8 protein-coding genes are annotated in these 12,821 nt (G+C 48.0%); 3 read left to right on the top strand and 5 right to left on the bottom strand.

Annotated elements, in window-relative coordinates; genetic code table 11:
• Positions 1-356 precede the first annotated feature (356 nt).
• The 3 genes from rhaD to GSO_RS09435 all read right to left on the bottom strand — a co-directional run bounded on the left by rhaD (position 357) and on the right by GSO_RS09435 (position 4,388).
• Entirely contained in the window at positions 357-1,250 is an 894-nt protein-coding gene (gene rhaD / locus GSO_RS09425) for a rhamnulose-1-phosphate aldolase (RefSeq protein ID WP_010491477.1), read from the bottom strand.
• 555 nt (positions 1,251-1,805) lie between these two features.
• Positions 1,806-3,614, bottom strand: a complete 1,809-nt coding sequence (locus GSO_RS09430; protein ID WP_010491481.1) for an FtsX-like permease family protein — start codon at positions 3,612-3,614, stop codon at positions 1,806-1,808.
• Between the two features lie 12 nt (positions 3,615-3,626).
• Positions 3,627-4,388 (bottom strand): ABC transporter ATP-binding protein, encoded by a 762-nt coding sequence (locus GSO_RS09435; protein ID WP_010491483.1) that lies wholly within the window; start codon positions 4,386-4,388, stop codon positions 3,627-3,629.
• Between the two features lie 301 nt (positions 4,389-4,689).
• On the opposite strand from GSO_RS09435, the gene GSO_RS09440 reads away from it, so the two are divergent.
• The 3 genes from GSO_RS09440 to hflX all read left to right on the top strand — a co-directional run bounded on the left by GSO_RS09440 (position 4,690) and on the right by hflX (position 9,014).
• Positions 4,690-6,360 (top strand): APC family permease, encoded by a 1,671-nt coding sequence (locus GSO_RS09440; protein ID WP_010491485.1) that lies wholly within the window; start codon positions 4,690-4,692, stop codon positions 6,358-6,360.
• Between the two features lie 282 nt (positions 6,361-6,642).
• A complete protein-coding gene (locus tag GSO_RS09445; RefSeq protein ID WP_010491487.1) occupies positions 6,643-7,524 on the top strand; it encodes a diacylglycerol/lipid kinase family protein in 882 nt (293 codons plus the stop codon).
• A 194-nt stretch (positions 7,525-7,718) separates the two neighbouring features.
• Positions 7,719-9,014 carry a GTPase HflX gene (hflX, locus tag GSO_RS09450; protein WP_010491489.1) on the top strand — a complete coding sequence of 432 codons (1,296 nt, stop codon included), beginning with the start codon at positions 7,719-7,721 and terminating at the stop codon, positions 9,012-9,014.
• A gap of 126 nt (positions 9,015-9,140) precedes the next feature.
• Here hflX and GSO_RS09455 read toward each other — a convergent pair whose 3' ends face one another.
• Both GSO_RS09455 and GSO_RS09460 read right to left on the bottom strand, forming a co-directional pair.
• Positions 9,141-10,121: a polysaccharide deacetylase family protein gene (locus tag GSO_RS09455; protein ID WP_010491491.1), complete on the bottom strand. Its 981-nt coding sequence runs from the start codon at positions 10,119-10,121 to the stop codon at positions 9,141-9,143.
• A 135-nt stretch (positions 10,122-10,256) separates the two neighbouring features.
• A complete protein-coding gene (locus GSO_RS09460) occupies positions 10,257-12,581 on the bottom strand; it encodes an LTA synthase family protein (RefSeq protein ID WP_010491493.1) in 2,325 nt (774 codons plus the stop codon).
• Positions 12,582-12,821: the final 240 nt, after the last annotated feature.

Below are 12,821 nucleotides of genomic sequence, written 5' to 3' on the forward strand. Positions count from 1 at the left end.
GATAAAGTGCAGTTCGGTTGTATAGCCAATCAAGTGAGCAAAATCCATCAGCCAAGCTGTTGTAGGATCCAGAGTCCCCTCTTTCGATGCGAGAGAGGGCCGTTCTTGTTGTTTGCGCTTCATCGGCTAGCCCTTACAAGTTATATAATGAGCCTCATAAAGACCGCTATCAAGAAAAATTATTATTTTTCAGTGGTTTCAAAACTATTTTGCTCGTGCCATTGATTGCCACATTTTTAACTCCCAGACACCGGTCGACTTGGCAAAGAACAATCAAGCCTCCCTAAGGCATATAAAAAGGCCACGCATCAATTGCAAGTGCGTAACCTTCTTTTTTACTATTGAACAAACGAATACTAGTGTACCAATTCCTTTTCCTTAATCAACGAATCGCCGTGGATGAATTCCGGATTCGGGGTTAAGTCAAAGCGCTGTGCCAACTGTTCCAGATTTTCATCGGTAATCTCGTTGACGAACTTGCCGCCTTGCGCCTGAATTGCGGTGTAGATGGTTGCGGCCTTTTCAACGGTTTCAATCAAACCGTACGTCTCATCAATCGAGTCGCCTGCGCCGAAGATGCCGTGTAATGGCCAGAGCACGATGCGGTAGGTGCCCATTTTTTCAGCGGTTGCCTGACCGATTTCATTTGTGCCTGGTGTCATGTATGGCAAAACGCCGACACCTTCAGGGAAGACAACAATCGATTCAGCCTGCATCTTCCAGAAAATCCGGCTGAAGAGCTTCTCTTTCCATGGCAACGTGAATGTCATCGCAATCACGTTGGTTGGATGGCAATGCATGACAACGCGCTGGTTAGGATCCTTCTTGAGCCGCTGGATGTGGGTCATCAAATGTGCCGGGAACTCACTGGTTGGCTGGCCGCCGTCTGAAAAGCCCCACAACAAGTCAACACTGTGGCCGTCCTCGGCGATGCGAACAAGCCCTGTGTCACGTTCCGGGAAGTCCTTAACATTCTTGAAGTAGCGGCCAGTGCCGGTTACCAAGAAGTATTGGCCGGCCAATTCGCTGGCATCGAACTTGATCGGGATGTTGCGCTTCACTTCATGCACATCACCATACTGACTAACTTCCTGTTCGGTCAACCGATAGCTGACATTGCCGCCGTTACGCTCGTCCCAGCCATGTTGATAAAGGTTCCAGGTCACCTTTTGCATTTGTTGAACAAATGGTGAATCAATAAACGCCTGCGTATATTCGGGATTCAAGAAATCCTTTTTTGAATCTGCCATGAAAACGTTCCTTCTTTCCTTATGGTCATCGCGCCGATTGCTTATGAAAACAGTGACAAATAAACAGATGAACCGCTTCGACCCTTGTCAGAAATGGTCAACCGCACTGAACCAGTAGCACTCTCGGTTTGATTTGTTCTTTATCTTTCTTACAACCCCTATTTTACGAAGCAATGTAAGCGCTCGACCAGACCAAATGTACGCATCAAAACAGCCAAAACGGAACAGATATACATATTGAGAGGCTTAGGCAATAAGTTCCATGCCGTGCCAAACTCCGCAATCTCCGGCCAGATGGGGCTGGAACGTGGTGGGCACGACTTTGAGCCTCAGCAAGCCCGACTGAGTCTCAAAGATCGGCCTTGTACTACGCCGGGAAGATCGCCCGGCTAGTACAATTGCACCACTGAGCCCCATCTGGCCTCCGATTGCTCCGCTTTGGCACTAAGAACTTAATATGCCTAACAAAAATTCTACGCAGAAACAAAAGCAATCACACCATTTTTGGAAAGTGTGCGATTGCTTTTTTGATATTAGATTATGTCTATGCCCTGCTTACGCTTTAGCCGCCAGATCCTTGTTAATGACAATGCTCTGATAGATCCAGACAGTGGCCAAATAATAGAGACCGTATAAGACGATGAACAAGCCAAACGGAACTAACAAATTCGCGTAAGGTTGACTTAGCAGGGTCTTAAACATCTGAAGCCCGAATAAGACGTGCACAATGCCGACCAATCCTGGCAGCAGAAACAGTGCGCCGATTTCCTGGCGAATGGAACGGCGTAGTGCTTGCGGACGGGCACCGATTTTTTGCAGCATGAGATAACGGCTTTGATCATAGTTGGCGCCAGAGAGGATTTTGAACATGAGCGTGGACGCCAGCATCGCTAAGAACGCAATGCCCAGGAAGAAGCCCATGAACGCAAGCCCGGAATACATGCCATTGATGATGTCGTAGAAGGCAATCTTTTGATCGGTGTTACTATTGCCAAGCCGCGGATATTGATGTTGCTGCATGGTCACAATCTTTTGAATCGTGTCATAATTCTGGTTAAAATCTTTGACTTTGATCGTCGTCAGCGTCTGTGCGTTGCCGAGTTTGGCAAATGTCGCAGCGTCTGCTACTTTCATTTGCTTGCCGCGATTATTGCCGGTGAACACGCCAAAAGCAGTTGGGTAACGCTCGATAACCCGATCGAAATTGCGGCTGGTGACCTTGATGCTAGGCGCGTTGAGTCCTTTGTCATTCGCTTTGATTTCCAGCGGATGCGCATCAATCGCCGCTTTGCTGACGTAAACCGTTTTGGCATCCGACTTAAGCGTGTATTGCTGCTTTTCGGTAACGCCTTGCAACTTATTCACTTCCGCGCGGGTTGCGGCATTCGGTGAGGTCACCGTCACGTCGTAAACCGTGGTTTGATTGACCAACATTGGAATGTCATGGGTAAAACCAAGGCCAACCGTAATCGCACCTAACGCCAACGCGAACAAAATCGACACAACTGACAAAATTCGGGTATAATCGCGAATTCGAAAACTCAGTTGCGATAACGTGAAGGTATGCAACTGCTCAGCTGCGAATGGCTTGTTGCGCTTCATGAGACTAATCAACGCCACAAACACGGAATTAAACAGAAAATACGTCCCCGCCACGATCGTTACTAACGCTAGCGGAATTGCCATTAACTGAAAAACGGCAATGTTAGCCATGCTGTAGTAGCCAATCGCCAGCAACACCAATCCGAGCACAATCTGAATGGCGAAAGTGGTCTTGCGCTGCTTGATCCGATTCGGTGTCTGGGCTTGATGTAACAGTGCCATCATTGGCGTTTTCAATAATTTCCTGGCATTGTAGATTGCGGAAAAAACAAACAAAACGATAAAGAAGCCCAGCGTCCATAAAATCGCCGGCACCCAGATCGCGGAAAAACCGGTGGCCGGAGCATGTAACGTTTTGATTAACCATTGGCCGATAAAGGTCGTGCCGACCATCCCAATCGCAATGCCGGCAATCGTAGCGAGTAAACCGATCACAACGGTTTCAAGAAACACCAGCTGGCCGATTTTGCGACCTTTTGCGCCCAGCATCATAAACATGGCATAATCGCGCTGCCGCATACTAAGCAGAAAACTATTGGCATACACGATATAAACCAACGTAATGATCGCCAGTAAAACAGCACCGAACCCGAAGATAAACGGCGTAACGCTAATCGGAGAATTTTTCGTCAAAAAGCTGGTGTTGGTGGCTAATGCCATAAACATATAAAACACGGCGCTGGCAATTACCAAGCCAGAAAATAGCACCGCATAATCCCGAAAACGGTTCTTTAAACCGCCAAGTGCGAGCTTTGTTAACATCATTTTCGCCTCCTACTTCTGGAATGTTCCGAGTGTCTCAAGAATCTCCTGATAAAAGGCTTCTTGGCTTTTGTCACCATGTTTCAGTTCAGAACCGATCTGCCCGTCTTTGATAAACAAAATCCGACTGGCATAACTAGCCGAAAACGGATCGTGCGTCACCAGCAAAATCGATACACCTTCATCCCGATTCAAATGGGCCATGGTATCCAGCAATTCGCGCGCCGCTGTGGAATCGAGCGCTCCTGTCGGTTCATCGCCAAACAGAATATCCGGCTGCTGAACCAATGCCCGCGCTGCTGCCACTCGCTGCTTTTGACCACCGGAAAGCTCGGTCGGGTAATGATCTAACACCGGTTCGATGCCCAACGTCTGCGCAATTTTATCCACCGCTTCGGTCTGCTTCTTGGCGCTCACGTTCTGCAACGCCAGCGGTAAGGCAATGTTTTCTCGCCCGGTCAAATTCTCCAGTAAGTTGAAATCCTGGAAAATAAAGCCGATACGTTTCGCGCGAAAGTCAGACAAGGCGTTACCTTTAAGCTTGGTCACGTCATTCCCTTTAATCCGCACGGAACCGGACGTCGGGGTATCGAGCGTACTCAAAATATTTAAAAGCGTGGTTTTCCCTGAGCCGGAAGCGCCCATAATGCCGACAAATTCTCCCGGTTCAACTTCAAAACTGACGCCTTTTAACGCAGGTGTCTGCTTCTCCCCGCGTTTACCATAAGTCTTGGTCACATTTTCAACGGTGACAATTGGTTGTTGTTTATCCATGATAAAACCTCCATTCGCCAAGTCACGGCGCTTGCTTGATTAATTTAATAATAGTGGTTATTAATCGATTTCTCCTGTTTATGCGCTAACAGTTGGCCTTTGGAAACTAACGGGTTTGTTAGTTCCATTAGCTTTTCTTTACTTTTTCCACCAAAAAGCCCCGAATCCTTGCTATAATCACTATTGATTCATGAAAATACTTATGAAAGTTGGTTCGTCGTGGGAAAATTTCGCAACAAAGCTCCGGGTCTAGGTTCGCAGTTAGTTCAGCACTCAACCTAGTAAAGGAGTTTGTTTTAATATGAACGATTTGGAAAAACCGCAAAAACAATATATTCCCTGGATGGTTGTCGGCCTCATGGATTTTGTGACCGTGATCGGGTTCGACGATATCATCTATAACTTCCAGAACCAAGGCTTAGTCGCCTTCACGAGCTGGATCATTATGACCTTCTTTTATGTCATCCCGTACAATCTGATTGTGGCGCACATGGGATCGACTTTTTCCGAACACGGCGGCGGGATCACCAGCTGGATGCGTGAAACCAACGGCGATACGGTTGGCTACTATGCCGCGTGGTTCTACTGGATTACCGGCCTGCCTTACGTGGTGGACGTCGCCAATTCCGTCGTCATTTCATTTGGCTGGATCACCAACGGCAATGGCAATATTCAAGCCAACCTCGGCAACGCATGGTTCGGCATTCTCACCGCAGTTATCTTCGTGATCTTTATCTGGCTCCAGCACTTCTTCAAAAATAAAAGTCTTGAAATTATGTCAACCATTGGCGGCGGTGCCATGTTCATCATGACCATTTTGTTTGTGGTGATGACGTTCATCGGCCTATCCAAAGGCGCCCCGATCGCTACCCGGCCGTTTGACTTCAAGGCCTTCATCCCCAAAGACTTCTTCTCGCTGAGTTTCCTGTCGACTTTTGGCCTGTTCGTTTTTGCCATGAACGGTTCGGAACTCGCTGCGCCGTACACCAAGGACATGCGCCATCCCGCGCGTGACTTCCCCAAGGCGCTGAAAATGATTGCCATTATGACCATGTTTCTGACCTTGTTCGGCACCTTCTCACTCGGCGTCTACTTCAACGCCCATCACCTGCCGAACGACTTGAAAATGAACGGTTCCTACTATGCGTTTCAGGCGATCGGTCGCCAATTCGGTCTCGGCAACAGTCTTATGTATCTTTTCGCCGTGGTTCAAGGCATTTATATGCTCGCCCAACTAGCGGTGATTCTAGATGCTTCTACGCGCGTCTTCCTATCTGACGTTGCCAAACGCTTCATGCCGCGGCAGTTGACCAAAATGAACGAAGACGGCTTGCCGATCAACGGCTATTGGATGACAACGATTCTTTGTGCGTTAATCATGGCGTTAGGCGCTTTGCTGCCGAAAATCAACGATATTTTCAACTGGTTATTGAACCTCAATGGCATTGTGAGTCCCTTGTCAACCTGCTTCCTATTCTGGTCCTACACGATGGTTCGCCTGCATCAGGATCGCTTCCCGACGCCGGATTATACGTTCCTCAAGAATCGTAAAGTCGGACTGGTAGTCGGCATCTGGATGCTTGGCATTACTTTTCTGCTCGGCACCCTCGGCTTCTTCCCGACCGATGCAACGGCTGATACTTTTGCCTTGATGCTGGTGCTGAACATTGTGGTGCCAATCGGGATGGTGGCACTCGGTGTCTTGATGCCGTGGATTGCTAAGCGGCAGCGCAATACTGTTAGCGGCCTCGCGTTCAGTCGCAATACTTGGCTCGTCTTCACGGCGCTTAGTCTGGTTGGGCTGATCGCAGCTGCAACCTATGGCATGCATGTCAACTTGCTTAACCACTTAACACCGGTCATTCAGTGGGCCATTATTATTGCTGTTGATCTGGCCATTGCCGCTGTGGTGATCAAAGTCACGGCAAACGGACGGCATCAACTGTTGGCGACACCGGACGACGAAGCGTAAAACTGCTTGCCGATCTTTTTAAGTTCAAACAACTTTAAAAAATCATGCTCCGGAGACAATTCCGTATCTTCGGAGTTTTTTAATCTGATTGCTTGCCCGTCAGACATTTGGGGCAGCAAGGCTTGCTCGTTGCCATGATGGTGTCCACTGATTCAGCTGTCAACACGGTGATCACTGTTGCGGCGTGATAAGATTAATAGTAAAGAGCGATATTGTTTTTAATTTGTGACGATGCCATTTATTTTAACCATCGCCGCATGTCTTGATAAGTAGGAGGCTGCTATGCTTAGCTACACGATCATTTATAATCCCGCTTCAGGTCACGCCAAAGGTCCAACAGCGGCAGAAGTGCTCAAAGCGAAACTCGAAGATCGCCAGCGGCTGGTCACGATGAAGCCCACAAAAAATGCCGATGATGCCCGTGAGTTTGCTGCCCGGGCCCACTCGGATGTTGTCGTTGCAGTTGGCGGCGATGGCACGATTAATCAAGTCGTCGCCGGCTTAGCACCACGGCAACAACCGCCAATCCTAGGCATTTTGCCAGAAGGAACGGTCAACAACCTAGCCAAGGTGCTGCATATCCCCTTACTATTACCTCTGGCTATCAAGAACATCCTCGAAGCCAAACCCCAGCCGCTCGACGTCGCGCAGGTCAATGACCGCTACATGGTCAGTACGCTGACGCTTGGCGTTCTGGCCAATGCGGCGCTGTCGGTCACGCAAAAAGAAAAACGCCACTTCGGTCCCATCATCTACTTACTAAAAGGCTTTAAAGTTCTGGCACAGCACCAGCACTGGCAGTTGCAACTAGACACCGCCCATCACCAATGGAAAAAGGACACTCAGTTTCTGCTGGTGACCATGACCAATTCAGTTGGTGGTTTCACCAATGCCGTTCCGGATGCAACGCCTGATGACGGCCACCTGCATGTCTTCATCGCGCCTAAACTCACTTGGTGGCGTTCGCTGCTGGCCATTCCCTACTTCATCACCGGCAACTTTCAAAAATTGCCGGGCATGACCTATTTTAAAACTGAACAGTTGACAATCCACGCACCTAAAACCCTGCAAAGCCGCGTTGATGGCGATCCAAGTGCGAAGACCCCGCTGAAGCTGGCCGTAATTGCCGATCATATTCAGGTGCTGGCACCGCCACTTAAATAAACGAACAACGCGTATAACTGCAAACCAAACTTTTCACAGCGCAATTCGCTCGCCAGCTAAAATACCGCGTGTTACACTAGTCTTATTCAAATGAAAGGGGTGAATCGCCATGCGGTTACGCAAGGTTGCACCATGACTGATGATCCGTTAGCACCGATCCGTGGCGATGACGCCCGGATCTATGAAAGGAATTTATGACTGAACAAATATCCAATGAAGTAACCTCTGAAAGCGTTTTGATCGCCGGCATTTCCCGTCAGCAAGCCGATTTTGATTACACCATGACCGAACTTGGCGAATTGGCCAAGGCTGATAACTATACGGTTGTCGGTGAGGTCCGGCAGAACCTTGACCGCGCCGTCGCTGCCACTTATTTTGGCTCCGGCAAAGTCGAAGAAATCCGCGAGCTCGCCAATGTTCGCGATGCTACCACGGTGGTCATTAACGATGAACTCTCGCCGTCGCAACTGCGCAACCTTGAGAAGCAAACCAAATTGCACGTCATCGACCGTACTCAGCTGATTCTCGATATTTTTGCTGATCGGGCCCGTAGTAAAGCAGCCAAAACGCAAGTCGAAATTGCCCAACTGCAATACGCCTTGCCGCGCCTGCATCCCAGCGCCAACCGCCTGGATCAGCAGGTCGGCGGCGGTGCCGGATTTGCAACTCGTGGCTCCGGCGAAACGCAACTTGAACTCGATCGCCGAGTACTCAACAAGCGCATCAGCCACCTGCGTCAGGAACTCAAAGAAGCCAGCGTTGGCGATCAGGTTCGCCGCGCCCGACGCGAAGACAATGCGATTCCCGTCGTTGCTCTGGTTGGCTACACTAACGCCGGCAAAAGCACCACGATGAACGGACTCCTGCAACTCTTCGCTGATCGTCCGGAAGACAAACAGGTTTTTGAAAAGGACATGCTATTTGCGACGCTGGACACCAGCGTGCGGCAAATCACCTTGCCAGACAATCGCAAGTTCTTGCTCAGCGACACAGTCGGCTTCGTGTCCAAACTGCCGCATAACCTGATCGACAGCTTCAAAGCCACCTTGGCAGAAGCCGCCAACGCCGACCTGCTCATTCAGGTTGTCGATTACTCCGACGAGAACTATCCGGAAATGATGGCTATCACCGAGAAAACGCTCAAGGAAGTCGGCATTCACAACATCCCGATGATCGAAGCCTACAACAAAGCCGATCTGCGCGAAGGCACCCGGTATCCGGAAGTCACCGGCCAACGCCTCATCTACTCGGCCCGCGACAAACGATCGCTCCAGGCACTCACACAACTCATTAAAGCCGACTTATTTGGCCAAGATGAAGAACACACGTACCTGATTCCCTTCGATCAAGGGCAACTCGTCAACTACCTCAATCAAGAAACCGTGGTTAAAGCTACCGACTACACGGAAGACGGCACCCGCATCACCGCGGTCGTCAATCCGGTTCAAAAGGGTAAGCTGGCTAAGTTTGCGGTTAAGGAAGGAGTTTGAAGTACCTGAATTAATATAGAATATAAAAAGGCCTCGCTATTGCTGCTTGAATGTTCAAGCGGCTTGGCGAGGCCCTTTTTGGTCGATTTGATTTTTTCGTGCACATTTTTTACGGAATGCCAAACATTATGACAAAACGCCAAATTCATACCCGTTACTGCGGTAATAATCAATAATCTTCGGCAGCGTCTTCACAGTCATGTCCTTCCCGATGGCATCATGCATCAACACGATCCGCACATTGCTAGTCGGATAAACCGCCAGCGACCGCAAATGATATTGCAACATCGCCGCTTCCGTTTTCGGTTCCTGGGCCGGACTTAACGCATCACCCACCGCCGCATTCCAATCCACCCAATCAAGCCCCAGCTGGGTCAAACCAGTATCAGCGGCCGTCAATCCTTTCCAGCTAAAATGACCACCGGGATAACGCCACAGATGCGTCTCAAAATCAGGCCCCAATACTTGCTTCACTGCTGCTTGCTCCATTTTGGCCTCATTCTCAATAACCGAAGCGGCGCCCGTGCGGCCTGGGTAAAGCAAATTGTAATTGTGCGTCATGCTGTGCAATCCGATGCTATTGCCGGCATCATATTCTGACTTCAATATTGGCGCAGTTTCAGGTGAAAGCTGGCGACCGACCACAAAAAACGTGGCATGAACACCTGCTTGATTAAGGATGTTCAGAACCTGCGGCGAATTGACTGTGTTCGGGCCATCATCGAAGGTTAGGAAGACCACTTTCTTCTTGATGTTGCTGGTATAAGGTGCTGTCATTTCTTTTTTGACTTCGGCGACAGGATAGGCGTAAGCGGCTGCGGCAGGTATGTGTGCTTGACCGATGCTAGACGGTGATTCAGCTGATGGCTGTTCTCGTTCAGCTTGTTCCGCCGCTTTTCGTTTTCTACTTGAAGATGCCCGCCGCGCGGATGCTTGCGCTCTAGATGTGCTGATACTGTCAGCCACAGCACGTTCATGACTCGCCTGGCGTGCCCGCGCTTCAGCTGCATGCCGGTCCACCAATGACTTAACGGAAAGCGCACCTGCCACAATCAACGTCAAACCGAGAACGACCAACCACCACTGCCATTTGAAGCTGCTTTTCATGTTTACCCCGCCTATCTTTAAAACGATATCCGGTTTTGAGTTTACCATGAAGCTTGGGGGTATGGGGTAGCGGAAGGCTGGATTTTAATAGTGAGATCATCGGATTTTCACTTTAACCGCGAGTTTAGCCAAAAATCACTTGAGCTGCTTTTGATTCATCATATAATTCGACTTCATGTAGTATTGAATATCGTCAAACTTTTTAATGGCCTTTTTCTGGCTCTTCCCTGGCTTGGTAGTCAGCTTGCCATTGATCATATAATGATTCTTCTGACCAAATACCGGAACCTGTCCCTCAAGATTCTGCAAAACCTGCATGTACTGCGAACCTTTCCACCCGGCATGGGTAAAGATTTCGGGCAATACGTACATTGGACTGATGGTTGGGCCGGTACCCGAAAAGTCTTTCGCCATTATTTTCTTTGCCGCTTCATTAGCCCACATCACATAAGGCGTGTTGTAGTAATTCTCATAGCCTTCTTGGGTAGATTGTTTTAGATTAATGCCAAGCATTTTGTAAGTCGAATTTTGGTCACCGCCCCACGGGTTGTGATCCCCCCAAAATGCCAGAACCACGGGTTGATTTAACCGATCAAGTTTATTTGTCAGCTTTAGAAGTGCATCTGATGTCTCTTTAACGCCGGTCAGATAATTGTTGATGATGGCATAATCGTCTTTGTTGTATCCTTTCTTCCACGGCAACAAGGAATCACCATCGAACTCGGTTGAATACGGGCCATGATTTTGCATGGTCACAGTTTGATTGAAGAACTGCTTACCACTCGCATTCACCTTTTTCAGTTGTTTGACCAGATCATTGAAAACCTTCGTGTCAGGAACAACATCAACGTCAGCAACATGCTGGTCATAGTAATTATCCCTGAACAATGTCTTTTGAAAGCCCAGATAGCGGTCGATATTCTGCCGGTTGTAGAACCATGCGTCGCCAGGATGCATAAATCTAGTGATATATTTTTGTTCATTAAAATACTGAACAAAAGAATTGGTCATGCCATTGATTGGGCTTAGTTCAGAAAAACCGGTCAATACCTTACGTTCAGTATCAACAGTGCCACCACCAAAGATGGTTGTTGTTAGTTGACCTGCCATTCCTTCAGAGGCCACCTGATGAAGTCCAGCATAAACAGAGGGATCAATTTCCAAATCTGACCATTTCGAAAAATCTTGAAAAGCTTCCAACTGAATCGTTATCACATTGAGCCGTTTATCTGTAGGGATATCTTGGTACTGATAAGCGCTCAATGCCTTCTTTGCAGTGGCGGCATTATAACCTTCTGGCACAATCACCCAGTCATTTTTGACCGAATGAATGAACGAGAACATATAACCATTGACGACATACCGATCGGCGTCTGGCCCCCAAGGATCGTTGTTAGCTAAAGTGTAGTAATCATCGACTAGATAATAATGATTCATCATAAATACGGAGCTTATAAACACCAACCCCAGCGTTAGCAGGCGAACCCACCAGCGAAGCGTTGTTGTTTTCAAAAAACGACCTACAATTACTGCCAGAGTCAACAAAACAGCTATAACCAAAAAGTATTTGACAGGTGGAATATAGCTGTATCTTGAACCCATGTTACTAGCCTCTGACGCCAACGAGATATCCGAATACTCAAATGGATAATCGCGATATTGCAACATAAAATAGTTAACGAGCGCAACGACGATCGCTAGAACCTGCCCCACAAGAATTGCGATTGTTACGCGATTAAATAGCAAATATCCTATCAGCATGAAAACAAAAATAGGCAGAATGTTTAATAAAATTAAACGCAGGCTCTTAAAGACAACATTAGTGAGATCGAGGTTATAGGCGGCTGAAGCCATATAAATCGTGACCACAGCAGTGAAGGCTGCCATAGCAAATAAAGCCACCACGTTTCTTAAAAACAGAACAGTTTGATAGCGGTTGAAGCCTTTAAAACTGGTAAAGAAATGCTGATTTGCATAGATTCGGGTTTTATTCTCAAACGATGTATGGTGCACGAACGTTTTAAAAAAACGCGGCGACACAACTAACGATTCCGGCTGTAAAAAAGCTATTTTAGCGCTGAGAGTTCGGGCTTTTGGTAAGCGTAAACCTTTCTCATCAATATCCAAACCAACGATGCGCGAATCTGGTACTAGCCAATTCAACATGAATACCGGCACATCGGCAACAATAAAAGTAGTAGCTTTGACGCGGCGGCGACTACGGTTGCTTAAACGCCGTCCAAATTGTCGCCACTTTTTTTCCGGCAATGGTTCATTTATGAAATAGCGCCAGTATTTGACCTGATAATCCAGTTCATCTAACCGATGCAACCAAAAAAGCAACCTAGTGATTAGCATGGGAAAGACAATCCAGAATCGCCACGGCTTATAGCGCAAGTAAAAGGTAAGCATCGCAGTTTTAACATTCAATCGATTGAAACGCGTATCCAGATCAATCACTTAACAGAACCTCCCATAAAAGACGGCCGTCCCCCAGCGGCCTTTATAAATAAGTTTATAAAAGAAGCGTAGACAGTATATGAAAATAATCATATCATGTTCATCTTGCAAAAGGTACTGCAACTCTTAAAGCTGTCACATGATGCCGATATCTTGGCCCACCTGACTTATCCAAAAACGACAAAACGTTCAGACACACAGAAAACCTCGGGCGCTCCGCTATCTAAAATATTATGGCTC

It is taken from the genome of Lacticaseibacillus zeae DSM 20178 = KCTC 3804, from assembly GCF_000260435.1.
In the GTDB taxonomy this organism is placed as follows: Bacteria; Bacillota; Bacilli; order Lactobacillales; family Lactobacillaceae; genus Lacticaseibacillus; species Lacticaseibacillus zeae.